At 36.8% G+C, this 26302-nt stretch carries 23 protein-coding genes and 1 riboswitch; of the genes, 13 read left to right on the top strand and 10 right to left on the bottom strand.

The window, feature by feature from the left end:
• Nucleotides 1-60: 60 nt before the first annotated feature.
• Both AMS59_RS02935 and murF read left to right on the top strand, forming a co-directional pair.
• Nucleotides 61-1350 carry a YheC/YheD family protein gene (locus tag AMS59_RS02935; protein WP_053482264.1) on the top strand — a complete coding sequence of 430 codons (1290 nt, stop codon included), beginning with the start codon at nt 61-63 and terminating at the stop codon, nt 1348-1350.
• 57 nt (nt 1351-1407) lie between these two features.
• Nucleotides 1408-2796, top strand: coding sequence for a UDP-N-acetylmuramoyl-tripeptide--D-alanyl-D-alanine ligase (gene murF, locus AMS59_RS02930; RefSeq protein WP_053482263.1), 1389 nt, complete (start codon nt 1408-1410; stop codon nt 2794-2796).
• Between the two features lie 735 nt (nt 2797-3531).
• Here the strand turns inward: murF and AMS59_RS02925 are convergent.
• The 4 genes from AMS59_RS02925 to AMS59_RS02910 form a co-directional block, all read right to left on the bottom strand.
• On the bottom strand, nt 3532-4473 hold the full coding sequence (locus AMS59_RS02925) for a C40 family peptidase (protein WP_234007665.1): 942 nt from the start codon (nt 4471-4473) through the stop codon (nt 3532-3534).
• 703 nt (nt 4474-5176) lie between these two features.
• Nucleotides 5177-5539, bottom strand: a complete 363-nt coding sequence (locus tag AMS59_RS02920; protein WP_053482262.1) for a VOC family protein — start codon at nt 5537-5539, stop codon at nt 5177-5179.
• Nucleotides 5540-5598: 59 nt separating this feature from the next.
• Nucleotides 5599-5997, bottom strand: a complete 399-nt coding sequence (locus AMS59_RS02915) for a DUF5367 domain-containing protein (protein ID WP_053482261.1) — start codon at nt 5995-5997, stop codon at nt 5599-5601.
• A 16-nt stretch (nt 5998-6013) separates the two neighbouring features.
• Nucleotides 6014-6586: a TetR/AcrR family transcriptional regulator gene (locus AMS59_RS02910; RefSeq protein ID WP_053482260.1), complete on the bottom strand. Its 573-nt coding sequence runs from the start codon at nt 6584-6586 to the stop codon at nt 6014-6016.
• A gap of 312 nt (nt 6587-6898) precedes the next feature.
• On the opposite strand from AMS59_RS02910, the gene AMS59_RS02905 reads away from it, so the two are divergent.
• Together AMS59_RS02905 and AMS59_RS02900 are read left to right on the top strand one after the other, a co-directional pair.
• Complete coding sequence (locus AMS59_RS02905; protein ID WP_053482259.1) at nt 6899-8329, top strand: PLP-dependent aminotransferase family protein; 1431 nt, start codon at nt 6899-6901, stop codon at nt 8327-8329.
• 225 nt (nt 8330-8554) lie between these two features.
• Entirely contained in the window at nt 8555-9001 is a 447-nt protein-coding gene (locus AMS59_RS02900) for a YfmQ family protein (RefSeq protein WP_053482258.1), read from the top strand.
• Between the two features lie 153 nt (nt 9002-9154).
• On the opposite strand, the gene AMS59_RS02895 is transcribed toward AMS59_RS02900, so the two are convergent.
• The gene (locus AMS59_RS02895; protein WP_053482257.1) at nt 9155-9637 is read right to left on the bottom strand and encodes a hypothetical protein; all 483 of its coding nucleotides are present in this window, start codon (nt 9635-9637) and stop codon (nt 9155-9157) included.
• A 400-nt stretch (nt 9638-10037) separates the two neighbouring features.
• Nucleotides 10038-10229, top strand: a riboswitch (cobalamin riboswitch).
• A 211-nt stretch (nt 10230-10440) separates the two neighbouring features.
• On the opposite strand from AMS59_RS02895, the gene AMS59_RS02890 reads away from it, so the two are divergent.
• On the top strand, nt 10441-10623 hold the full coding sequence (locus tag AMS59_RS02890; RefSeq protein ID WP_053482256.1) for a hypothetical protein: 183 nt from the start codon (nt 10441-10443) through the stop codon (nt 10621-10623).
• 340 nt (nt 10624-10963) lie between these two features.
• Nucleotides 10964-12331, top strand: a complete 1368-nt coding sequence (locus AMS59_RS02885) for a PepSY domain-containing protein (protein WP_053482255.1) — start codon at nt 10964-10966, stop codon at nt 12329-12331.
• A 360-nt stretch (nt 12332-12691) separates the two neighbouring features.
• Here the strand turns inward: AMS59_RS02885 and AMS59_RS02880 are convergent, their stop codons facing one another.
• The 3 genes from AMS59_RS02880 to AMS59_RS02870 all read right to left on the bottom strand — a co-directional run bounded on the left by AMS59_RS02880 (nt 12692) and on the right by AMS59_RS02870 (nt 15553).
• On the bottom strand, nt 12692-13297 hold the full coding sequence (locus tag AMS59_RS02880) for a response regulator transcription factor (RefSeq protein WP_053482254.1): 606 nt from the start codon (nt 13295-13297) through the stop codon (nt 12692-12694).
• Nucleotides 13294-14292 (bottom strand): sensor histidine kinase, encoded by a 999-nt coding sequence (locus AMS59_RS02875; protein ID WP_234007664.1) that lies wholly within the window; start codon nt 14290-14292, stop codon nt 13294-13296. Before AMS59_RS02875 ends, AMS59_RS02880 begins: the two co-directional genes overlap by 4 nt.
• Before the next feature lie 130 nt (nt 14293-14422).
• The gene (locus AMS59_RS02870; protein ID WP_053482770.1) at nt 14423-15553 is read right to left on the bottom strand and encodes a DUF418 domain-containing protein; all 1131 of its coding nucleotides are present in this window, start codon (nt 15551-15553) and stop codon (nt 14423-14425) included.
• A 250-nt stretch (nt 15554-15803) separates the two neighbouring features.
• On the opposite strand from AMS59_RS02870, the gene AMS59_RS02865 reads away from it, so the two are divergent.
• Entirely contained in the window at nt 15804-16520 is a 717-nt protein-coding gene (locus tag AMS59_RS02865; RefSeq protein WP_053482252.1) for an MBL fold metallo-hydrolase, read from the top strand.
• A 12-nt stretch (nt 16521-16532) separates the two neighbouring features.
• Entirely contained in the window at nt 16533-17132 is a 600-nt protein-coding gene (locus AMS59_RS02860; protein ID WP_053482251.1) for a TetR/AcrR family transcriptional regulator, read from the top strand.
• A gap of 215 nt (nt 17133-17347) precedes the next feature.
• Here the strand turns inward: AMS59_RS02860 and AMS59_RS02855 are convergent, their stop codons facing one another.
• Both AMS59_RS02855 and AMS59_RS02845 read right to left on the bottom strand, forming a co-directional pair.
• Nucleotides 17348-18166, bottom strand: a complete 819-nt coding sequence (locus tag AMS59_RS02855) for a class I SAM-dependent methyltransferase (protein ID WP_082337360.1) — start codon at nt 18164-18166, stop codon at nt 17348-17350.
• A 520-nt stretch (nt 18167-18686) separates the two neighbouring features.
• Nucleotides 18687-19739: an NAD(P)/FAD-dependent oxidoreductase gene (locus AMS59_RS02845; RefSeq protein ID WP_053482249.1), complete on the bottom strand. Its 1053-nt coding sequence runs from the start codon at nt 19737-19739 to the stop codon at nt 18687-18689.
• Between the two features lie 369 nt (nt 19740-20108).
• Between AMS59_RS02845 and AMS59_RS02840 the strand changes: the two genes are divergently transcribed.
• From AMS59_RS02840 to AMS59_RS02810, 5 genes are all read left to right on the top strand, one after another.
• Nucleotides 20109-20897: an ABC transporter ATP-binding protein gene (locus tag AMS59_RS02840; RefSeq protein WP_053482248.1), complete on the top strand. Its 789-nt coding sequence runs from the start codon at nt 20109-20111 to the stop codon at nt 20895-20897.
• A gap of 14 nt (nt 20898-20911) precedes the next feature.
• A complete protein-coding gene (locus AMS59_RS02835) occupies nt 20912-21829 on the top strand; it encodes an iron-hydroxamate ABC transporter substrate-binding protein (protein WP_053482247.1) in 918 nt (305 codons plus the stop codon).
• A 25-nt stretch (nt 21830-21854) separates the two neighbouring features.
• Nucleotides 21855-22856 carry an iron ABC transporter permease gene (locus AMS59_RS02830; RefSeq protein WP_053482246.1) on the top strand — a complete coding sequence of 334 codons (1002 nt, stop codon included), beginning with the start codon at nt 21855-21857 and terminating at the stop codon, nt 22854-22856.
• Between the two features lie 31 nt (nt 22857-22887).
• Nucleotides 22888-23856 (top strand): iron ABC transporter permease, encoded by a 969-nt coding sequence (locus tag AMS59_RS02825; RefSeq protein WP_053482768.1) that lies wholly within the window; start codon nt 22888-22890, stop codon nt 23854-23856.
• Between the two features lie 1369 nt (nt 23857-25225).
• The gene (locus AMS59_RS02810) at nt 25226-26173 is read left to right on the top strand and encodes a nuclease-related domain-containing protein (RefSeq protein WP_053482243.1); all 948 of its coding nucleotides are present in this window, start codon (nt 25226-25228) and stop codon (nt 26171-26173) included.
• Nucleotides 26174-26302 lie beyond the last annotated feature (129 nt).

Below are 26302 nucleotides of genomic sequence, written 5' to 3'. Positions count from 1 at the left end.
AATGAAACTCTCGGTTGAAAATGACCGAGAGTTTCTCTATCGGATAGGAGGAAATGGGGAATGAAGGTAAGTAGGGGGAGGATGAGCCAGTATAAAATACTGTGTGCTGATGAAAGATTGAGAAAACATCTCGTTAAAACGGAGCTATTATCAAAGCAATCTTTATCAAAGATGTTAGATGTGAATGAATCAGTTATCATAAAAGCTCTTTACGGACCAGAGGAAATTTGTATAGTTCATAAAAATAATCTTTACTATATTCAGACAAGTGACAAAATGTTAACAGTACAGGATATAGAAGCGTTAAATACAACATTAAATAATGAAATGACACAAAAACACTATATTATTCAAATGTTCCCAACTACGAATAAAATATTTCGACAATTTGTGACAATGCACAGAAACACACCATTATCCGAATGGTATGTAGCTTCAAAACTGATGGACACACACTCTAACGTCAATTCACTCATTGCTAAAATCTACTTTATGAAAATACAGCAGATAGCCATTCGAGCAGTTACAAAACTAGGGAAATCGTTTCCAGGTTGTCATACGATTGTGCTAGAAATAGCATATGATTTTTGGAGTAATATATGGATTTTTGATTCCATTCTTCATCTTCCGAATAGCAAATGGAGCCAGTATCATGTACTAAAAAGAAAGCGTGCCCTTCGAAAATACTTGCCAAAGACAGATTTACTCACCCAAGAAACATTTCAACATTATTTACAACTCTATAAAACCATCATTCTAAAGCCGTGCACAGGTCAAAATGGAATTGGGGTTCTCCAAATTAGTGAAAAAAGTGACTCAACCTATGAAATTCACGTTGGCATAAGGAAACTAACCGAACCAAGCTTGGATGAAGCTTTTGATTTTATAAAAAAGAACTATCTTTCCCAACGCCAGTATATTGTACAACAAAGAATTGCATTAGCGACAATCAATGACTGTCCATTTGATATACGTGTTGTAACGCAAAAGGTAGGTGGAGCGTGGAAGGTAACTGGTAAGATTGTAAAAGTTGCAGGCGAACAGTTTTTAATAACGAATGCTGCACAAAAACTACTAACGTTAGATCAGGCAATAGATGATGCAAATCTCCCAAGCATTCATCTCAAAAATATTAACTCTCGACTGAACAAAATTAGTTTGCTTGCTTCAGAGCTATTGGAGAAAAACGGTGAGGAGCTTACTATTATTGGCTTTGACATAGGCATGACAAAAATGGGGGCCTTGTGGATTATTGAAGGCAATAAAGTTCCTGACATCAACATGTTTAACAAATTAGAGGATAAAACAATGTATAAAACGATATTGGGTGGTAGAAATGCAAAAAAATAATGTAATTTTCTTCAAGTATCTCATAACAGTGTTTATTCTTCAGAAAGAGGTGTTTTTGTGCAACAGTTAGCTGTAAAGGATATTCTAAATTTACTGCAAGGAAAATTAGTAAATGGTTCAGAGCTTTGGAATGTCAAACATGCGATTTATTATGACCGACATGAACTGACACATGCTAATACGCTTATATTTATCAATAAAAATGATTCAATCAATTGGCAAGCAATTAACAAAAAAGGACCTTCTCTTGTAATTTCCGATAAACCCATGGCAGAGCTAAAGAATGCGCTTGATAATACCACGGTTATAAGAGTAAGGAGTATTGTCCATGCATATTGGACATTCATCGAGTATTACCGTGATCTTTTTCAGATACCAGTCGTTGCATTAACCGGAACGTGTGGGAAAACAACGACGAAAGAGATGATTAAACATATTCTTATCAAGGATTGGCATGTGCAGGCATCGATTAGTAGTAAGAATGAGCCACGTCAATCATTACCCTACTTGACAGGTATCGATGACACAACAAAAGCTGCAGTGTTCGAGCTAGGGCTAGGAAATACGGGGAATATTAAACATCAATGTATGATTTATAGACCTACAATCGGCATCATTACGAATATTGGCGTGCATCATTTAGATGGCTGCAAAAATCTAGAAGGTTATATAAAGGCAAAATCAGAAATAGTAGAAGGATTATCTAATGAAGGTACATTAATCATCAATGCAGATGATGAAAATACGAAAAAAATTCCGTTACAAAGATTTAACGGGAAAATTATTCGTTTTGGTATAAAAGAACAGGCAGATTTCACTGCCTCCAATATTCAATTCACAGAAAATGGTATGAAATTTCAACTGCTTGCCTCAAATAAAAAATATTCTGCATTTATACCAGGATACGGTGAACATCAAGTATACAATGCCCTCGCTGCCATTGCGGCTGTAAAAGAAATGGGTATGACGATTCAATATGCCATCTCACGTTTAAGGACGTTTAATCAGATGGCAAGGCACTTAGAGTTTTCAACAGGAATTGGAGAAAGCACCATTATAGATGATACATGGACTAATAACCCAACTTCTATTGAAGCAGCTTTGAAGGTTTTAGATGAGATAGGGAAAGACAAGAAAGTAATTCTTGTACTTGGTGATATTAAACGATTAGGTAATTTTGAGAAAAAGTACCATCGTGAAATTGGTACAATGGTCGCAAAAAGAAATATTCATATGCTTATTACAATTGGAGAAAAAGCAGAAGAAATAGCCACTCAAGCGATAAAGGAAGGAACAAATGCAAAGGTTCATATTTTTAAAGATGTTACAGGAGTTTTAGACATATTAAAGCCAATTCTAGATAGTAATACACTATTGCTTATAAAGGGTCCTATGTCAAGTAGGTCTATGATTGAGTTTGCTAAGAGCTTAAAAGATTTAGAATAAGGCTAAAAGTCCCTTGTAAGAAATCTAGCACAGTTGCAAATGGTAAAAATCCGCCTCGCTTTCCGCGGGCAAGGCATGAGCTACATCCTTTGCTCCTGTCGCTATACTTTCGTCTCAAAACATAGTTTCGTTTACGTTCCCTGCTGGGTCTCGTGCTCTTGCTTGTTTTTTGTGAAGAAAGCGAAGCGGTAGCACTTGAGTTTGCGCGGATGGAACGAAAATCAACCCTTCGTTTTGCTGAAGAGTCATACTTTATTTCAATGACACTTTATTTTTAAATTGACACAATAGTTTCTCACAAACAAAAAAAGAAGTATCCTCAAATAGAGGATTACTTCTTTTTACTTGTGCACCCGGCATGAGCATGACATCTTAATTGAACCGCCGTATACAGAACCGTACGTACGGTCGTGAGAGAGGTCGGGAGTTAATCACTCCCTCCACTCGATTTGAACCTATCAGACACGACGGGCTGTTACATAGTTTTGCTGTGCCCATGTTGAAGTTAAGCTTTGTTTAACAACATTAGTGGATGTCATACTAATATATTGATTAAATCAATCCCGTGCTGTTTAAAAACATAGAAAGTAAATCCTGCGCTCGTAAACGTAAGTGAACTTTCTTCATACGAATAGCCAAACTTTGCTTTACTACTCAAATTTGAGGCAGTAGCGATGATTTTATCAGCAGTGGTAGAAGGCTGCTAGGGACTGGATTTGGAGCTGGCGTGACAGTTTAATAATTTGATGTAACACGCTTGGCAGTAATATAATGCTTATTATAATAGTCAACCAACAATACTCTTGTAGTAATACCACTTGAAGTTGGAATCATTATACGATAGTCCCCTGCATAAATGGCTACAGATGAAGGTGTTTTAGAGCCTGCGACACTATTGAAGAATAGTAAATCACCTTTCTTTAAATTAGCACGTGAAACCGTCGTTCCCAGATTCATTTGCTCCTTTAAGGTTGTAGAACCAAGATTTACGCCACTTTTACGATACACATACTCTATAAATCCAGGTCCTGTAAAACGTAGATTCTGCTCACTATTCGTAGTACTCATAGTCACTTTATTTTTATAGTTATAAGCGTTTTCAACGATTTTATCGCCTTTCGTTGCAGGATTAGCTGAAAGTAATGTAGGTAATACTCTACGGGCACCTACATAAGCATCTGTATAATAAGGCTTGCTATTTAAATCAGAAATAATAATATTTTGCTTAGAATCAGCCATGTGAATCATTTTATTGTCCCCAATATACATACCAACGTGGTCAGGGTCTGTCCCGGTTTTTTTACTCTTAAAGAATAGTAAATCACCTTTTTGTAATTGATTTCTGTTAACAGATGTTCCTTGCTGCATCATATAATCCTCATTATAAGTCGCAAGATCAACACCATTTTTCTCGAAAATGTACATTAAAAAAGAAGCACAAGAAAATTTATATGGATATGTAGGCTTGTATTCCGTATTGCTGTATGTTGCCTTACTAATTAAGCTTTTTCCAGTTTGAATTAATTGATCCGCTTTCGCATTAACTGCTTGTGTGTTATTCAGGGCATTTGTTGTTGCAGCCTCTACTTCTATAGGGTGAATAGTTGGTTGTACCATCCCCACTGTGCTAAAACCGATCGTCAATGCTAATGTTGTAGTTAAAAATCGTTTATTCATGTTGTTAAGTTCCTCCTGAAGCTATTGTTAGGATTAATCCTGTTTTGGCTCGCCATTGGAATTAATCGTAGCATGAAAAAGTTGGGCTTCTTCGAGGTAATTGTTACCACAGTGAATGGGGAATTGCTGTAAACACCTGATATAAAGGGCTTCATCGCCTTAATTTACAGTTTTATTACAAATGTTTCAGTTGGGTGAAGCGTTTGTTAGAAATGAAAAGTCATATGGGCAGTATAAGCCTTTCAATGCGCTGGAAAGAGGCATTGAAAGACATGACGGAGGGGGAAACGACAATCACCAACCTATACACTTACTATGGCATACTTAGCGATAATCAGACTATCACATTTTGGGGGTCTAGCGAGAAATAACGGTTGGAAAACAAAATGATCAAAGATATCTTAATTGAGGAGTTTTGAGTTTCTTTCTAGGCTAAGGAAGATGTCGATAAACTTCAGAAGTTGGGTGATAAAAGGGGAATGTTAATCGATAAAACTAACAGTTGGGCGCTAAAACGTTAAAGCGTTCCGATAAAATTAAAAAGTTGGATGACATCTTGTTAAAACGTCTGTCATGTGATAAGTTCCCAGTTGGAATGGAAATCAAGCTCTCGCTTTGCTATAGATTCATACTTTATTTCACAAATTATTTTTTAACAGCATGACAGTTGAATAGAAATTAACTTCTATTCAACTGTTTTCTTTTAAATTTCCTGAATCATCTCCACTCTATTACCGAATGGATCTCTAAATTCAAAGCGTTCAAAATGAGGAATAGGAACTGAGTCGAAAATTTCTATATGATGTTCGGCTAGTGCTTTTTTCCACTGTTCGATATTTTCAACTTGATAGGCAATGTGAGCCTTTGTCGTGAATCTATCAAAGCCATCCTCAGTACCTACATGGACCTCTCTAGTGCCGACTTGTAACCAAAATCCACCTCGTCCTTTCAGTGAATCCGGCTTTTCAAGTTCTTTTAGTCCTAATACTTGACAGTAAAAATATTTCCCTTGTTCTTCTGCACCTTTTGGAATTGTTATTTGAACGTGATGTAAGCCTATAACCATTTTTTCTCCTCCTTTAATTCTAATCAATACTTACTTCTAGGTTAATAATGCCAAGTCCTTTAATTTGACGAATGCATAGAATTTTTTCTTACGAATGAAACCTTTGTAAAACCAGTAATGAGTATTAGAGAGTAAGCCCATAATAGCCAAGAGGCGAAATATCGAGCTAAATCAGGTGATAAATTCGGAAAAATATTGTCGAAAACTAATAATACGACTGCATCGATGAGCATTCCAGGTAACGCGATACAGATTGCAGCTAGTAATCGCTCTGTGTCCTTTATCTTTTTCAAAATATAAATAGGTATTGTCACTACCCAAATAAGCGGAATAGTCAAAATGTATGCAGCAATCATGAGGAATGGTTCTTCAAGAGTAAAAAAGTAATGCCCCATTAATCGGAATACAGCACTTGCTACAAGCCAAATCCCAAAACCCCAGCATAAAAAGAATCGCATAGTGTCCCTCCTCAAATTATTTTCCTAGACGATGCAGTGTCTGAAGGATTTTTTCTAATTGCTGATAGAATACATCTACATCGAAATCGTCTCGCATCATCACTTGTATGGCTAAGCCATCAATAAGGGCATTGAAAAAAATGCTCCAAGTTTCCATTGACACGCCATCAATTGGTGATGTATCCCATAATTTATCTAAAACGTTATATAAATGTTCATTTTCGGCCGCTAAAATTTGTCCAATATGCTGTCTAATAGTTGGATTCGTAAAGCCAAAAACGATTAAGGTGAAAAATAATTTATGATAAAAGGCATCATTTTCATATCGACTTTTTGCAGAGAGAAGTGCAGATTGAATCATTTGTTGATCAGTCGTCAAAATTTCATTCCAAGAATTTTCACAGATGTCTTGGACAATTTCTAAAATTATTTGCTCTTTCGTTTTGAAATGATAATAAATAGTTCCTTGTGTCACACCAGCTTGCTCAGCAACAGCCTTTAATGTAAATTTCTCAATCCCTTTTTCTACTAAACTTTGCTTGGCAGCCAATAATAAATCTGACTTTTCGATACCAGTAGGTTTGGCCATTCATTTACACATCCTTTGCAATTAGTTAGTTGGATAACTAACTATAAAATAACAGAATATTCCTTTATTTACAACTTTGTTTTAGCGAACAGGTGACATCGATAGAATAGTAGAGGAATGTAGTTTAAGGGGTTTAATTCACGCTCATTGTAACATTGGTTATAAAATAGAAAATGAGGATTGATATTTTAAGTGGATGGTTAATTACAATTGAAATAATATTAATATATAATCTTTTAGCTGGAATAACACTGCTAAAAGAAAAAAGTAAGATTTTTAGCAAGTTTGAAGGAAATAATGAGGTGAGTATACATGGATTGGAAACCTGATAGAAAAGCGAAAAAAGCTATCTATAAACAACTCGCGGAATATATGGAAAAGGGAATTGCAGATGGTACATTTCCACCTGATAAACCATTGCCATCCGAGAGATATTTAGCTAGTGCTCTAAATTTAAACAGAAGTACTGTCGTTCATGCATATGACGAATTAGAATCGATTGGGCTAATTGAAAGAAATAGAGGAAGCGGTACTACCATTAGTAAAGATATATGGGGTATAACAAAAAAACGGATTCCTAGCTGGAATAGGTATATTGAGGCGGGTTCTTTTTTACCTAGTCAACCTGTAACGCAAAAAATAAGAAAAGAAGCTGTTGAACATAAATTAATAAATTTAGCTTCTGGTGAATTGTCAGAAGAACTTTTCCCAAAAAGGTTTTTAAGCGAGATAACTGCAACACGTTCTTTTATTGGAAGCCTAGGATACGATCATCCACAGGGGAATGAAATCCTTAGAACTACCATTGCAAAACACGTAAAAAAAAGTCGGGGAATCGAAACTAATCCTTCTTCAATACTTATAACATCAGGAGCGCAGCAAGCATTACATTTAATTGTACAATGTTTGTTAAAGCCTGGAGATGCAATAGCGATAGAAGATCCTTCCTACAATTATAATCTTCCAATTTTCAGATCGGTAGGTATACAAATACATTATCTACCAGTCGGTAAGGATGGAATGAACCCAGAAGATTTGCAGTCATTATATAAAAAACACCGAATTAAAATGGTTTTTTTAAATCCATGTTTTCAAAATCCAACGGGCTCCTTATTGAATAAAAAGAAAAAAGAAGCGATTTTAGACATATCCTCAAAGCTTGGAATTCCAGTAGTAGAAGATGATCCGTATAGTTTAACAGCATTTTCAGGAGATAAAATCTCTACCCTTAAGTCAATGGATAGGAATGGCAACGTATTATACATAAGTTCTTTGTCCAAAATTGTTGCCTCAGGATTAAGAATAGGGTGGATTATTGGCCCAACATCGGTGATTGAAAGATTATCCGATGCGAAGCAACAAATCGACTTCGGTCATTCTAGCTATACACAATGGATAGCAAATGATTTTTTAGAATCAGAAAATTTTCATATTCATATAAAAAGTTTAATGAAGGAATTAGAAAAAAGGAGAGATAAAATTATAAAAAGCCTTGATACTTATTTAAAAGATCTGGTGGAATATGCTATTCCTCAAGGTGGTATTCATATATGGTGTAAAATACTTAAAAATTATCATGAAACCCAATTGCTTGAAGAATCCATCAAAAGAGGCGTCATTTATGTTCCAGGTTCTACACTGGGGTCCAAAGATGGTTTTGTTCGTTTTACTTTTGCAAAGGAAGATGAAGATTCAATAGATGAAGGAATCAAAAGGTTTGCAGAAGCTCTTAATAGTATATAGGCAATTGAATGGTTAAAAATATTTATTCTTAAGATAAATGGATGGTCAAAAAAGTATCGAAGTGGATGGTTATAAAAAAGATAAATCCCTTATCATGGAGAGGTGGATGATAAAACATCAATATAGCCTAATTACTAATTACTTTTTATGAAACAATGTGCAATGTAGGTAATAATATAGTAATTGCTACTAAAATGATAAAATTTCTGAAAGAGTTGATATGAGATGACAACGAGTTTGATTATGACGATAGTGATTGGATCTATTATTAAATTGTTAATGAGCCCTCCCAGTATAGCTGTGGGATGGGGGGTAAGTAAATTTGAACTTCATAAAAAACTTAATTCAAAAGATGTTACGGTAACATTTAATGGAATGAATTTAGAAGAGGAAGAAAAAAATAGATTTACAGACAATTTTAATAAAGCTTCTTTTTTAAAAAAACATTATATATTTCCAGGTAATGAAAAATTATTTTTACAGCCAGAGACTAATGTTACTCCATTTATCATGAACGTAAAAAGAGGTAAAAAAGATGTTCATTTCTTTGTTTTTAGTTACGACAATCACGTTGATGTAGTCAAGAAGTACAAGGAGAAAGTTGTTTCATATAGTATTAGTTCTGAATATCTACAAAAATTTACTATTTCAACTATAAATGCAAGCCATTGAAAAAAGGTTTTCGAAAAATTAGGGATACGGTCAGGGCTTTGATCCTGATACAGAATCCCTTTTTTATTACCTAAGAAATTACGTGAATAGCGTACTGAATTATCTTCCAATTCAAATGAATGGGTTATTGTTGAAAGGCTACTGATCGTTTCCTTATTGATGCCATTCATATTTATATAACTGATGTAATTCGACTTTATATAATAAAATAATAAAATCATTTCCATTATTGTGTTCACCGTAGTAATAATAGTCGCCAACTTCTGCTTCTACATCATATTGATTAAATATATCAACAATTTCTTTAGCATTTTGACGAATATCAATTGTTCTTTTTTTGAATTGCGCTATTCGGTTATTTGCAACAGATATTTCATTGGAAGTAACTTTTATAAAGCCTGTATTACTAAAATCAATCGGTTTTGAATAATCGAACAAAGCAAACCATTCTCCATCACCGAGAAAATTAGCTTCTGTTGTGAGTAAATTTTTTATCTCATCTGCTTTAGGTAAATAAATGTTCCAATTACTTTCGAGTACCTCATATTCATTTGGGAGTAGACTATTAATTAGTAAAGTACATCCTGAAAACAATAATATAATTGCTACAAATAACGTGATTAACCATTTTTTCACAAAATCACCTCGATTTAGAGACGAATGTCTTTTATTATGGTTGCATAATGTCTATTTTACTGACTGAAAATTTTATCTAATATGGCAAAGTATGAGTTGGTAGATAAATGGTAAGTGTACAACGAATGTGATTAACTATTTCCCAGAACGACGCGACAAGGATAAATTTCCAAGAAGTCTATCCAATAATAAGTGCAATTTTATGCAGAAAAATCCCTGTATAATGATCAAATTGAATGCAAGCCAAATTGTAGCGGTACATAAGGATGAATGTAAAAATGGTATTACAAGTTTTCTAAAATGGCTGAATTGACTTTAAAATTGACTCCATTACAATCGATATTTATAATCGATTAGGATAGTGACAATGTACACAAACCACTACGGTATAATAATAAAAACGGAATAATAAGATAGAGGTACAAATCATAAATTCGATTTGTTTAAAAGGGAAGATCGGTGCAAATCCGACGCTGTCCCGCAACTGTAAATGTGAGCACGTTTCAAAGGACCACTGTTACGCATTGTAATGGGAAGGTGAAAGGTGTGATGAACATAAGCCAGGAGACCTGCCTTTATCTAGTACAACCAAAAAACCTACGAGGATAGGGGGTGTTGAGTGTGACTAGAGAAATTTTCCAGCATGCTCATAGTACGATGATTGCAAAAAAGGTAGCTTCTACGAATAGAAAGCTTTTTTCGCCATGTCAATCACCGTATTATGTCGTGTATTTGTCATAGTAGACATCTTTCTGATGAAGGAAAGATGTTTTTTTAATGCTAAAATTGAAGGAGTGGTACACATGAATCCACAAGTAATCGAGTATTATGAAAGTCTGTTAAAATATGAAGTTATGGAGAAACTATATACAAGTAATTCTCATACATTAAAGGAGCTAGTTGAACAGTATGTAGGGCAGGATGCTGTTCATAAAAATGATATTTTAACAGCTTATACGAATGTAATGAAAGAACTAATTGGATAAAGTAAAACTTTAATCAGTGGGGAGCATTATCCCCACTGATTATTAGTTTCACCAAAGTTAAAAGGCTCTTAATGTTCATCCCTTTATGGGACATTAAGTAGCTTTTTTTAATGAAAACAATCTATTTTGTTTCTATAACCTAATTATATCCATAGGAATACATATATATATGTCATGAAAAAATCTCTAGGACTTCATACTTATTTCACTTTTAAACTATATAATAATTTTGCGCTTATCTTCATTCAGTAAACACCTACTGAATGAAGATGATGCCTCCGGCGGATGTCACGGAATTACGCCAAGGCGAAATTGATTATGATAGATTGGAGAATTAGACATGAAGAACAAGCTTTACCAGAGCTTTTGGCGAACGCACTTTTATGCCGCATTATTTATAACTCCACTTCTTATTTCACTCACACTTAGTGGTATTGGTTATTTATTTTATACTGATGTGGAAAATCAGTTATATGATAAATACTTTTTTGGTGAAAGTGGAAAGACCGAGGTACAATCTATTGATGATGCTGTTAAACTTGCAGAAGAATCATATGCTGGCTATAAAACAAATAAAATTATAGAGTTAGAAGAGCCATACAATACTCGTTTATCGATGAAGAATGCAGATGGCAAAGAGAAATATGTGTTCCTAGATGATCATAACCAAATTATCGGTGGTCAGGATGCTGATTACACATTTTCAAATATTATGAGAAATGTCCATAGTTCCTTATTTATTGGGGGGACGGTTGTCAATTATTTAGTAGAATTAGCGGCGTGCTGGGCTGTTTTTTTACTACTTTCAGGCATTTACATGACGTTTAAAGCAAAAATACTAAAGAAAACAAAGCAGACAAACACACGTCAAAAAAGTAGAAAATTTCATGCTCTTATTGGGACAATTATTACGATTCCAATGCTTGTAATTATTTTCACAGGCTTACCATGGTCTGCGTTTATGGGGAAATATATTTATCAAGCTTCACAAGATCATCCTTCTTTCGGCACGCCATTATTACAGCAACAGCCGCCTACATCTAATGTAAGTGAGATTCCTTGGGCTACTCGTCAAGAAACCCCACCTACATCAGATTCTGGACATGCTGCACATCACGGTATGGGAGACAATATGCTCTGTGCTGCTAACCCTTACCAACTAAGTGTGGAAAAGCTACAACATGAAATTGATGCAATGAATATATCAAAACCGTATGCGATTATTTATCCTGCTAGTGAAGTCGGTGTCTATACAGTTGCAAAATCTAGTAACACAGGTGTCACAGGTCTTGATGTTAGTCCGTATGATGAAACGACAATGTATTTTGATCAGTATAGCGGAAAATATATAGACAAGGTCGGATATGAGGACTATGGCATTCTTGCCAAATGGTTCACATGGGGAATTCCATTGCATGAAGGTCACTTGTTTGGCTGGCCAAATAAATTAATCAATTTACTAGTATGTCTAGCATTTTTAGTAGTTATTGCTTGGGGAGTTAGAACATGGCTATTACGAAAGAAACAAGGTATGCTATCTGCACCACCTAAAATCTCTCAAAAGGTATCCATTCCATTTATCATTTTCATGATAATTTTAGGGATACTGATGCCACTATTTGGGCTTTCATTAATTGCTGTCGTACTCGTTGAAATCATCATTAATTTGGTGACTAAAAATAAATCAGCAAAAGAAGAAGTTAATTAAAAAGAAAAGCCAGGTGTGTTGATTAACCATTTTTATACATCCAAAGAGGCTGATTTCCGCTACGGGCTACTCGCTTTGTTGCTGACGCTTCGCTTTCGCACAGAGCAAAGCTTCCTGCGGGCGAGCGTCGAGCCGCTTCCTCCGCTTCGCTCCGTGCAGGGTCTCGTCTGTCTCGCTTTCCCGCGGGAGTCGAGTAGCCCTACGCTACAATCAGTTAAAATGGAAATATATTGGCAAATCGGTAACGAAAAAATCCTTTTATCGCTCAATAATAAACTTATTTTTTCCTAATCAACACGCCTGAAGAAAAGCGATACTGTATCCTTTATAGATAAGGAATACCGTATCGCTTTTCTTTTTCTAGAGCCAACCTTTATCACTCGCAACTTGAGCAGCTTGTTGTCTAGACTCGACATGTAGTTTTTGAATAGAGGTAGATAAATAGTTTCGAATAGTGCCTTTCGTTAAAAATAACTTTTTACTAATCTCATTTGTTGTGAGTCCTTCTTTTACAAGCTGCAGAACAGCAATTTCACGTTCATTTAGTGGATTCTGTTCCTTCATAAACAACGTAGCAGCTAAATCTCTGCTGACGACCTTTTCACCTTTCATCACTTTTCTTATTGTTTCAATTAAATAGTCGATCGGTTCATCTTTTAATAAATAACCATGTACCTCACAATCCATCGCTTTCTGTAAATAACCAGGCCGTGCGAAAGTAGTGACAATCATGACCTTGCACGGTAAATTTTTCTGTCTAATTTTTTCAGCAAGATCAAGACCAGAAAGATTCGGCATTTCGATGTCCAATACACAAACATCGGGTAGCTCTTGTTGAATATATTCCCACGCTGTTTGACCATCTGAAACTTCTGCGATCACTTCTATATCAGGCTCAAATGACAACAAGGAAGTCAAGGCGCCACGTAACATTTGTTGATCCTCTGCTAGTAATACTCGTATCATGTAGTTGGCTCCTTTTTATAGTGCTGGATAGGCAGTGTTAACGTCACAATCGTTCCGCCTGTCGGTAAATTGTCAATGGAAGCATTTCCTTGAAGAGCATTCATTCGCTCTTTCATCGAAGATAGTCCATTCCCATGCCCTTGGTTATGTAAGCCGACACCATCGTCCACAACATTTATCTTTAAAATTCCATTTAAATAGTTAATATCTATTTGGCATTTTTTTGCTTGGCTATGTTTAATAATATTTGTAGTTGCTTCCCGTAGACATAAGGACAGCATCGTTTCTTCCACACTAGCTAGTAGCAGCTTTGGACAATTATTTTTTATTTTTATGGAAATATCCGCTGTTTGTAAATGCTGTTTACAATGAATAAGCTCACTTTCTAACGAAATAAAATTCATATCGGAAACTAATTCTCTTACTTGCTTTAGTGCTGTTCGTGTTGTTGCTAAAATATCATTTAGCTCATCTTTCACACGCATTGTATCTTTATCGACTAATTTTGATGTTAGTTCGGTTTTTATTTTAATCATAGTCAATGTATGACCAAGCGTATCGTGGAGGTCTCTCGCGATACGTTGTCTTTCTTCTTGCTGAACAAGCTGGGTATTTACCACTGTTAATTCCGATTGTAATTTTTTGGACTTTTCTACGTAGTAAATGAGCATTGGAAACAGTAACTGAATGATCATAATGGGTATTAAAACTGCGGTTTCTAATTTCAGAGATGCTCCTGATTCAAACCAAATAACGATAAAAAACATTAAGGCAATGGCAATCATTCCTATAGCAATATGCCATTTCTTTTTAGCTCGCCCAATTAAATCAGCAAATGTAAATCCAAATAATAACATAGTAGATCCTTCATAAATACCCAGTATAATAATAAGCGTAAAGCCAAGTAAAGAAGCTAACAGTAAACGCCAATCTTTAAACCATAAAGCAATATAGAAGGCTACTAAAAATGACGTAAGGATAATTATTTTAGCCATTAAAGGTAATTGAGAATTCGAACTTAATACCATTGTAAATAAAAAAACAAGCGATACAACATCGATAATTAAATAGTACTTTACCTGGTCTCTTGGATAAATCTTTATAGTTCACACCAACCCTTGTCGATTATTTCTGTGTGACACTTTGAATGGCATGTTTCCGAATCCATTCCATTGGCCCAACATGAAAATGCTTGATACAAAGATGTGCAATGAAAAGTTGTAGAAGGGAGAGGGTTAGCCAAATACCGATCACTTCAATACTATTCAATTTTCCACCTAAACCTAAGCCCCAGCCATAGAAAATAATAGATGCAATAACATTTTGCAGTACATAGCAACTTAAAGACATTTTCCCAATCTCGCCAAATCTCTTCCATAACCAATCAAGCTTCTTATATTCTATCATTTTCCCTAATATACCAATATAACCAATGGATAAGATTGGTGCAAATAAATAACGAACAGGTAAATCAAATGCTCCACCAGGAATAAAGATTAGGAAATTTAAAGGTATCCCAATAAAAATACCGATTTTGAATAGCTTTTGACGCGCCTGACGTCCTTTGTCATTTTGCGAAAATACACCATTTCTCATCAGCTTAACGCCAAGTAAAAATAAAAAGATATTCATTGGGATAATAAAAATAGCTTCCGTTCTATAATAAAGAAAATGTGTTAAACGATATTGTATTTGCTCAAACCAAGTACCATATTCATAAAGACTAACAACAGGGTCGAGTCCAGTAATGGAAGCATTGGCACCTAGCAATGCGCTGACTAAAATTAGAAGAATCATTAGTGCATGGAAACTACCAAAAACGTATAAAGCACGTTTAATCGCTTTATCACCAAATTTAACGATAAAGGCAACGATGACGGCTGTCACAGCATAGCTCATTAAAATATCGTATTCCATGACTAAAGTGAAGTGGATAAAACCTTCCATAAATAAAAATACTATCGTCCAAATGTACATTCCAGGCCAAGCATTTCCTTTTCGTAAGGCTTGCTGATATTTTAATTCTAGACCTACACCAAACATGATTGTTAATAAACCAAGAAGTTTACCGTTTACGAAAAATAACACTGTCATTCGTAAAAAGTCGTTCAATGACCACCAACCTGAATAATTACTCGTTGTGATATACGAAATATCCCCTAGATTAGCAAAAATCCAAATATTCGTACCAAGTGTCCCTAATACAGCAAAGCCTCGTAACAGATCGATTAGGGGTAATCTTTGTTGAACCTTCATCATAAAATCACTCTTTCTTTGTTTTCTTACAATAATGATAAGAAAATGCAAGGAAAAAACATATTCACACCAGTCAAAGGTTCTTTATGACAGGTGTCATTTTTTTGTGTATCAAAACTAGCGATGATTTGGTATTAAAAGCCGTTACCATAAATTAGGGCTTAAATAATTTTAATTTAAATATTGCGAAAACTAATATGATTAGTTAAAATAATATTACGATTAGTTTGTGAAGGGGATTTGATTTAGAATGAAAATGACGAAGATTGGCACAGTGTATCAATTGTCATTTATGCCGAGAATTTTTCCTGTTAATTGTTATTTTGTAGAAGAAGAAAGCGAACTTACACTTATCGATGCAGCACTACCATATAGTGCAAAAAGTATAATAAAAGCTGCTAAAAGTATTGGTAAACCGATTACAAAAATCATCATTACTCACGCACATGGTGATCATATAGGAGCGCTAGACACATTAAAAGAATTATTACCAGATAGTCAGGTATGCATTTCTTCCAGAGATGCTCTGTTATTGGAAGGGAATAGTACCTTGCTACCAAATGAAAAAAACACACCAATTCGGGGAAGTCTTCCAAAAAATATTAAAACTAAACCGGACTTATTACTTGAAGAAGGTGATCGAGTTGGTTCATTAGAAGTGATTGCAACTCCAGGTCATACACCCGGTTCCATCACTCTTTTTGACACGCGCAATAGAAGTTTGATCGCTGGTGATGCCCTTGTAACTAGAGGAAGACTAGTAGTAACGGGAGTGATGAATCCGTTGTTTCCATTTCCTGCTCTTGCAACATGGGATAAAAGCACAGCTCTAATAAGCGCAAAAAAATTAAGGGATTTACATCCAAGCTTACTTGCTGTTGGGCACGGAAAGATGTTGAAGCAACCACAGGAACTTCTGGACATAGCTATCGCAGAAGCAGAAAAAAATTTTAGACAATCAAAATAGGAAGTGAAAAAAATGTCCCGTCGAATGAAAATAGATTTATCGGTTATTTTACAAAAGGCAACGGAGCTAGTTGATGAACAAGGATTGGACCAACTTTCAATTGGACTATTAGCGGAAAAATTGGAAATACGGCCACCTTCCTTGTATAATCATCTTGATGGATTAAATGAATTGAAACAGAAATTAGCTATTCAAGGAGTAAAAAAACTACATGAATATATGCAACAAGCTGCAGTAGGACGTTCAGGTGATGACGCCATTCGTGCAATTAGTAAAGCATATCTTCAACTTGTTAGAGAGCATCCGGGGTTGTATGATGCTAGCACTCGCTTTCCAGACGCTAATGATCAAGAACTAAAGCAAGCCCAAGAATCTGTCGTGCAACTTGTACTTCAAGTGCTAGATGGCTATAAATTGCAAGAAGAAATAGCGATCCATATGGTCAGGGGATTACGAAGCATTCTACATGGATTCACTTCTATTGAACAGATGGGAGGATTTGGAATGCCCCTCGATATCAATAAGAGCTTTTTAATCTTAATCAATACTTTTATTGAGGGCATTCATGCAGTGACGATTAATGAAGAGAAATATATGCAAACGAATGACTAAGGAGGAAATCTTGCTCTTTTTCTAAATGGAATATTTTTAGTGGGGGCTAGAAAATAAGAAGGAGCGGGAAATGACACAGAGGATTAATTTCCCGCTATAAATTGTTGGACAGAATGGATATGGAGTAAGAGATTTGTCGTTGAACGAGTCTGCTGCTCTTTTTCATTTACATAGCAGTTAAGAAGTATGCTTTCAAGTTGAATTCCATCCTTACACTATTTAGTACATGAATAAATCCTATAGTCTAAAAGCCCTTCATACTTTAAGTTCATATCGAAATGTTTATCCATTACCTCATAAAGTTCAGGTGCAATATCCTTCGAATAATGAAGTTCAGGAATGGAGAAGATTGATTTATTTTTTTGTATACGAATATTTTTAAAACCTGCCTGGTTAAAGAAAGCTACCCAATCCTTTTTCATTGAACAAGAATCAAATCCATAAAACTGCATGATTTCCTTTTCAATTTTTTCTTCAAGTGGTTGATGAATAGTAAATTCAATGGCAATAAACCGACCGCCATGCTTTAATAAACGAAAAATTTCTTTTAAGGCATTAGGTTTATTGACAAAAGAAAGAACAGATTCAGAAATAATAAAATCAAATGTACGATCAGGTAATGGTACTTGTTCGATAGAGCATTGCATTATTTTTACGGGTAAGCGATTTTTTTTCATTCTCTTTTTAGCCTTAGCGACCATTTCAGGATTGATATCAATACCTGTTACTTTTGCTTCATATGTCTCCGCCAAATAGGCAGCGGTTTGGCCTGTACCACACCCTACATCCAAAATATAGGGATTTTCGCTAATGTTCTCTGCCTTGAATATTTCCTTTGTTAGATTAATACCGCCAGGATGCGCACCGCCCACACCAAATTTGGACAGAAAATCTAGATATTTTGAATTTTGAATCGGAATCCCTTCTTTATTCGTATTTTTGTATAATATGAAATTAAAAATAGTATGGTTCCAGTAAGAGACAAAGTTGCCATGAAGAACCTGTAAAGAAAGGAGAGGTGAATTAATCCGCATTAATGGGCAGTAGAAGAGGTAGAATAATGATTTTTGGATTTCAACATTTTTACATACATATTTATATTATTTTTTAGCAACTTCTCCGATAGTCTAAGCAATAAAAAAATACAGACGTATACTAGCAAAAAGATATATGATCGGGGGTGAATTGATGCCATTTTATCCGCCTAATTCTAGAATGAGACCATTCCCACCAAGACATAGACAAGGTTTTGGCCCTCCTATTCAAGGTAGAAGGGAGCAACCTTTCTTTTACCCTAATCAACAACCCCAACCTTCTAGATTTGGAAGATTTCCACAGCATTTAAATACAATTATGGGCCATGCGGGAACTATAACAAATGGAGTTGGTATGTTAAGGCAAATGGGGGCATTTTTAAAATTCTTTAGGTAGTTTATTTCGATGGAACGTAAAGTCTGCCTGATAAAAATTAGCAAGAAAGGCTTGCGACATTGTTTGTGTTTGAGCTGAATTAATCCCCTCTTAAGCGTAAATTCTTAAGAGGGGTTATTGCAATTAATGCTTATTTTGTATAAAGTGCTTTTCAATAATAGAGCGATTTTTCTCTTTAAACACTTCATTATGTGATGACACGACCCCGTGACGATAGGCAGTAGGCTCTAAATACGTTTTAATAGAGTTTACGGCATTGGCTGCATCCTGGAAGGTACCTAGAAGAAGATTGATTTTTCCTTCAAACGCTAAAATATCACCTGCTGCAAAAATTCCCGGCTGAGCTGTTTCTCCCGTTGCTTTTCCTTCGAAGTAGTAATCATCTTTTTTAGGAATGGTCAGTGTTTGATCCAATGCTAATGATGCTTCGCGGTTATAACCATGACTAACAATTATTTCATCGATTTGACGCGTATAGCTTTGCTTTGTTTTTGTATTTTCACATGTCACTAATTGGATGGCTGTTTTGTCAGCATTTGCCGTTAGTTTTGTAATACTAGTATTGCATTCAATATTTACTCCTGCGTCTAAAGCTTCTTGAATTGTTGCTTCATGCGCAGATAACTTATCTTTACGATAAACTACAGTTACATTTTTAGCGATAGGACTAAGCTCAACTGCCCAGTCAATCGCCGCATTTCCGCCTCCTGAAATAATAATTTCCTTGTCCACAAAGTGTCGATAAGACTGCACTGTATAGTGTAAATTAGTCATTTCATATTTTTCTGCACCTTCAAGTGAAAGCTTTTGAGGGTTAATAATACCACCACCAACTGCTAAAAGAACGGTTTTAGAGAAATGTTTTTCCCCTTGGGTAGTATGAAGAACAAAAATATCATCTTGGCGTTCGATAAAATCGATTTTTGTACCTGTTAAAATGGAAGGATCAAACGTTTTTGCCTGCGCTATTAACTGTTTTGCAAATTGTTCGCCTAACACAGGGGGATGACCGCCAATATCCCAAATTAGCTTCTCAGGATAAAGCAAAACTTTACCACCTAGCTGTTGTTGACTCTCAATTAACTTCGTTTTCAATCCTCGTAAACCACTATAAAAGGCACTATATAGACCTGCAGGGCCACCGCCAATAATTGTTACATCGTATACATGTTGCATTTATATCACCACATCCTTAAAAAATAAATAATCAATTTTGCTTTGGCATAATTGTTGCTGTCGCTTTGCTTTCGCACAGATAAACAATGCGTCCGGAATCGGCTTTGTGCAAGCACAAAGAACTCCTTTCCGATTCTGTGACATCCTCCAGAGGCTTTAACTTCTTTCAGCAGATTACCCCTATAGAGGTAGGAGACTTCTGTACCTGTTGCTACGCTTTCGGTACACAAGACATTTGCTGAAAGAAGTTACAAAGTATTTGACAAAACTTGATAGGAAAACTAGACTAACTTTAGTGATAATGATTATCATTATCGATTAATCGTTATCATAGCATGGAAAGAAGTAAAAGGAAAGAGAGGTTATGTTGTGCGTTTACAAGTTGAATCGATTCGTATCGGCTACGAGGACAAAACGATTGTGCACGATTTATCACTACAAATTCCAGACGGTAAAATAACAACCATCATTGGTTCCAATGGCTGTGGTAAATCTACACTTTTAAAGGCTATTACAAGGATTTTGAAACATAAGAGTGGACAAGTCATATTAGATGGTCAAAATATTTCCGAGATGAACACAAAAGAATTAGCGAAAGAACTCGCCATCTTGCCACAAAGCCCGGAAAGTGCACATGGTTTAACAGTGGAAGAGCTTGTATCCTACGGTCGATTTCCATATCAAAAGGGCTTCGGTAATTTATCACAAAAGGATAAAGAAATGATTGACTGGGCCTTAAAGGTAACGAAAACGGATGACTTTCGTCAGAACACGGTTGATGCCTTATCAGGTGGACAGCGTCAACGGGTGTGGATTGCGATGGCATTAGCGCAAGATACCGATATTATTTTTTTAGATGAGCCAACAACGTATTTAGATATGGCCCATCAGTTAGAAGTTTTAGAATTACTTTACAAGCTTAACGAAGAAGAGGGACGCACAATTGTTATGGTGCTACATGATTTAAATCAGGCAGCACGTTTTTCAGATTTTATCGTTGCGCTGTCAAAAGGAGACCTTGTGAAGTTTGGTACTGCAGAGGAAGTCATGGTACCTGAAGTATTAGCAAAAGTGTTTAATATTGATGCAGTCATTGGTAAGGATCCACGGACAGATAAACCAATGTGCATTACATATAACTTACTAGAAACAGTGTAAAAGGAGATATATTTATGAAAAAGTGGTTATTACCAATGGTTATGATGGTCGTACTAGTGCTTGCGGCGTGCGGCAATAAAGAAGAGAAGGCGAATGAGGGCTCTAAAGATAAAGCATCTGCAGAAACGATTACGTATCAATCAGAATCTGGTCCTATTGAAGTACCAGCTAACCCAAAACGTGTCGTTGTGTTATCTTCATTTGTTGGGGATTTACTACAGCTTGGCGTTAATGTTGTAGGCGTTGATTCTTGGGCTAAAGATAATCCAAACTTCCAAAATGATATTAAAGATGCAATAGTTGTTGAAAATACGGATATCGAAAAAATTATCGAGCTTGAGCCAGATTTGATAATTGGTTTAAATGGTATTGAAAATGCGGATAAATTAGCGGAAATCGCACCAACTGTATTATTTACGTATGGTAAGGTTGATTATTTACAGCAATTTATTGAAATCGGTAAAGTTGTTAATAAAGAAAAAGAAGCAACTGAATGGGTAAATGACTTTAAAACACGTGCTGCAGAAGCAGGTAAGAAAATTAAAGAAAAAATCGGCGAAGATGCAACGGTTACTGTCGCAGAAATGTTCAATAAACAATTGTATGTTTATGGAGATAACTGGGGTCGTGGAACAGAAATTTTATATCAAGAAATGGGCTTGAAAATGCCTGAGAAAGTGAAGGAAGGTGCTTTAAAACCAGGTTATTTAGCCATTTCTCAAGAGGTATTAGGGGATTATGCGGGTGACTATGTGATTTTTAGTACATTTAAAGGTGAGGATAGCGCCATTAAAAATGCTGCGTGGTTTAAAGATTTAGAGGCTGAGAAAAATGGTCATTTATTTGAAGTGAATGCCAATGAATTTTACTTTAATGATCCAATCACTTTAGACTATCAACTAGATTTCTTTGAAAAGAAATTTTTACAATAATTTCAGTAGAGAGTAGCGAAGGCAAATGATAAAGTTTCGACAATTCCCGTTTTGGCTTCAGGTATTGCTTGCACTGATCTTATTAGCAGTGACAGTTACGATCTCACTTTGTGTCGGCGCGGCAAATACGAGTATTGAAGATGTTTATCAAGCGATTGTTGGACAAGACGGCGGTAAACATTATGCTATTTTACGTGAAATTCGATTTCCTCGTATTATTGCTGCTATTTTTGTAGGTAGTGCACTCGCAGTTGCTGGGGCTATTATGCAAGGAGTGACAAGAAATCCATTAGCGGATCCTGGGCTTCTTGGCCTCACAGCAGGTGCGAATGCAGCACTTGCATTGACAATGGCATTTATCCCAAATACGTCGTATTATATGCTTATTTTTGCATGTTTCGTAGGTGCAGGTGTAGGGATGAGTGTTGTCTATGGTATTGGTGCTTCAACAAAAAATGGCTTTTCTCCATTAAAGTTAGTCTTAGCTGGGGCAGCTGTATCCGCTTTATTACAAGCAATAGCAGATGGTACGGGAATATTATTTCAAATTTCAAAAGATGTTTCGATGTGGACGAGTGGTGGTTTAATTGGCACTACATGGCAAGCTTTAATGATTGCTCCTGTTATTTTGGTCGGATTAATTGTTGCGTTTGCATTTAGTCGTCAGCTAACCATTTTAAGTTTAAATGAAGAAGTAGCTGTTGGGTTAGGGCAAAATACAGCAGTCATTAAAGGAATTATGATGTTTGTCGTTGTAATTCTTGCAGGCTCCGCAGTTGCGCTAGTAGGTAATTTAGCATTTGTTGGGTTAATGGTGCCGCATATTGTCCGTGCAATTGTTGGGACAGACTATCGATTTGTCTTACCGATGAGTGCTATTATCGGTGGATGGTTGATGGTGACAGCAGATTTTGCAGGTAGAATGATTAATGCTCCATATGAAACACCGGTAGTTGCCATTATTTCAATTATCGGCCTTCCGTTCTTCTTACTTCTTGTTCGGAAGGGAGGTCGTCAAATTGTTTAATATCGGGCGAAAAAAACAACGTAGATGGCTAATGCTTTGGATACTATTAACCATAGTTATTTTTGTAATGGGTATTTCACTGGGCGCAGCTTCGGTTTCGATTGATCGTATAATACCAATTTTAATGGGAGACGGTAGCTTCAAAGAATCATTCGTATTGTTCTCTGTTCGTTTACCAAGATTGTTTGTGCTGGCAGCTGCAGGGATGGCGTTAGCATTAGCTGGTGCGGTTTTGCAAGGGGTGACCCGTAATGACTTAGCGGACCCTGGTATTATTGGCATTAATGCAGGTGCAGGTGTGGGTATTACGCTTTTTTATCTCCTTGTTAATGGGGATCTGCCTCATTTTGCATATGTGTTACCATTGGTAGGATTTTGTAGCGCTTCATTAACGGCACTCTGCATTTACTTTTTCTCTTACAAGCGCAATGAAGGTGTGCATCCGGTCCAACTCATTTTAGTCGGAGTAGGGGTAGCATCTGCCTTATCAGGTGTAATGATGATATTAATTTCCTCTGCTAAGCGTAGTGATGTACAATTTATCGCGCAATGGCTTGCAGGCAATATTTGGGGAACAGATTGGCCATTTTTCTGGGCTTTAATGCCTTGGCTTGTGCTAGGCATTCCATTTATTTTTTATAAAGCAAATGTGTTAAATGTACTGGCGATGACAGAACAAACGGCGGTTGGCTTAGGCTTAAATATCGGCCGAGAGCGATTACAATTATTAGTTGTCTCTGTAGCGTTAGCTGCGGCAGCTGTATCGGTCACGGGAGGCATTGCCTTTATCGGTCTGATGGCTCCCCATATTGCAAAGCAACTTGTCGGACCGCGCTATCAGTTCTTTTTACCGATTACATTGTTTATCGGTGCAAGCTTACTAATGCTAGCGGATACAATTGGCCGCGTAGCTATTTCAAGTGCGACAGTGCCAGCTGGTATAGTCGTCGCATGTATAGGTGCACCTTATTTTTTATATTTACTACGAAAAAACGACTGAATGGCTGTGGCTGTTCAGTTGTTTTTTTGTTGAAATGCTTTACGGAAAGCGAGGCCTCATCGACGGATAGAAGTCTCAGAGCGACGGAAAGAACTCCGACATCGACGGAAAGAAAGCCCGAGGCGACGGATAGAATTAGTGGCGACGGAAGCGAGGCCCCATCGACGGAAAGAAGTCTCAGAGCGACGGAAAGAACTCCGACATCGACGGAAAGAAACGCCGAAGCGACGGATAAAATTAGCGGCGACGGAAAGCGAGGCCCCATCGACGGAAAGAAGTCTCAGAGCGACGGAAAGAACTCCGACATCGACGGAAAGAAATGCCGAAGCGACGGATAGAATTAGTGGCGACGGAAAGCGAGGTCTCATCGACGGAAAGAAGTCTCATCGACGGAAAGAAGCCTCAGAGCGACGGAAAGCGAGGTCTCATCGACGGATAGAAGTCTCAGAGCGACGGAAAGAACTCCGACATCGACGGAAAGAAAGCCCGAGGCGACGGATAAAATTAGCGGCGACGGAAAGCGAGGTCACATCGACGGAAAGAAGCCTCAGAGCGACGGAAAGAACAGCGACATCGACGGAAAGAAATGCCGAAGCGACGGAAAGAATTAGCGGCGACGGAAAGCGAGGTCTCATCGACGGATAGAAGTCTCAGAGCGACGGAAAGAACTCCGACATCGACGGAAAGAAATGCCGAAGCGACGGATAGAATTAGTGGCGACGGAAAGTGAGGTCTCATCGACGGAAAGAAGTCTCAGAGCGACGGAAAGAACTCCGACATCGACGGAAAGAAATGCCGAAGGGACGGATAAAATTAGTGGCGACGGAAAGCGATGCCCCATCGACGGAAAGAAGTCTCAGAGCGACGGAAAGAACTCCGACATCGACGGGAAGAAAGCCCGAGGCGACGGATAAAATTAGCGGCGACGGAAAGCGATGCCCCATCGACGGAAAGAAGTCTCAGAGCGACGGAAAGAACTCCGACATCGACGGAAAGCGAGCCCGAGGCGACGGATAAAATTAGCGGCGACGGAAAGCGAGGTCACATCGACGGATAGAAGTCTCAGAGCGACGGAAAGAACTCCGACATTGACGGAAAGAAATGCCGAAGCGACGGATAGAATTAGTGGCGACGGAAAGCGAGGTCACATCGACGGAAAGAAGTCTCAGAGCGACGGAAAGAACTCCGACATCGACGGAAAGCGAGCAAAAAAATACTAACAAGAGCTGAATCGTGGGAAATTTTCCGTTCTTTCTATCTAAAAAAGTTGATGAAAGATTTAATTTGTACTATAGGCATTTCAAGTTTTTTGGAACCTCTTTTAATAAGGTTCTTTTTTTATACAATAGTTATAGGGGGGGAAGAAAAAATGATTTTATTAGATCGTCAGGAATCGGAGCAGCACAAAATTTTAGAAGCTTTAATACGAAGATTACCTAGTACACATACTGAATACATGAACTATTTTGAGAAGTTGAGGCGTATTCACGCAGGCTTTGCTGGGGAGCAAAGAGTAGATGCCGAATGGATTGAAATTATTTTACCTCATCCGCATTATTTTCTTCATGATTTACAAATAGTTAATCACTTTGGTACTACTCATCAAATAGACACCGTTTTACTATGCCCTCAATTTATCTTAATACTCGAAATTAAAAATGTAACAGGCTTTCTAGATTTCGATGAATCTTTTAATCAATTTACGCGAACTACTACAGAAGGCGATGTTGAGGGAATGACTAATCCACTTCATCAAGGAAGGCGGCATATGGAGTGGATGATGGGTATGTTACAACAGTCACAGCTTAAGATACCCGTTCATTATGCAGTCGTATTCGCAACGAAAAATGCTATTTTATCAAAGAGTTTAAGGGGGCAACCAATTTTTCATGTATCAGGATTACGATATTACGTTAGAGAATTATTTCAACAGCATAAAGAGGCGGCGGTGGATGGAGAAAAGCTATTTCAATTTGCTTCTAAATTATTATCCATGCATAGGCCAATCAAAAGAGAAATAGCACTTCCTGTCCGAGATTTAGTAAAAGGTGTGCTATGCGAAAATTGTTTAAATGGACAGACAATGAACTATCGTTTCCCAAAATGGTATTGTCAGCGTTGCGGAGCAGTTGATCAAGAGGCAATTTTTAGAACGCTTGAAGATTATCGATTGCTAGTAGGCGAAACGTTAACAAATAAAAGCTTTTGTGAGTTTTTTGCAATAGATTCGCCGAATACAGCTTATAAATTACTACAAAAGTTACCGTTGAAAGCTGAGGGAACAAAAAGTAACAGGAAGTATTGGATTGTAAATTAAAGAGCGAAAATTCAAGCGGTCTGAATTTTTGCTAGAAATGTTGTAGAAGGTTAGAAGTCACAGAGCGACGGAAAGAACTCCTGCATCGACGGAAAGAACCCTCAAGGTGACGGATAGAATCAGCGTCGA

The sequence above is a fragment of the Lysinibacillus sp. FJAT-14745 genome (genome assembly GCF_001275675.1).
In the GTDB taxonomy this organism is placed as follows: Bacteria; Bacillota; Bacilli; order Bacillales_A; family Planococcaceae; genus Lysinibacillus.
The sequence above is the reverse complement of the archived record's forward strand: the minus strand, read 5'-3'. Positions and strand labels throughout refer to the sequence as shown.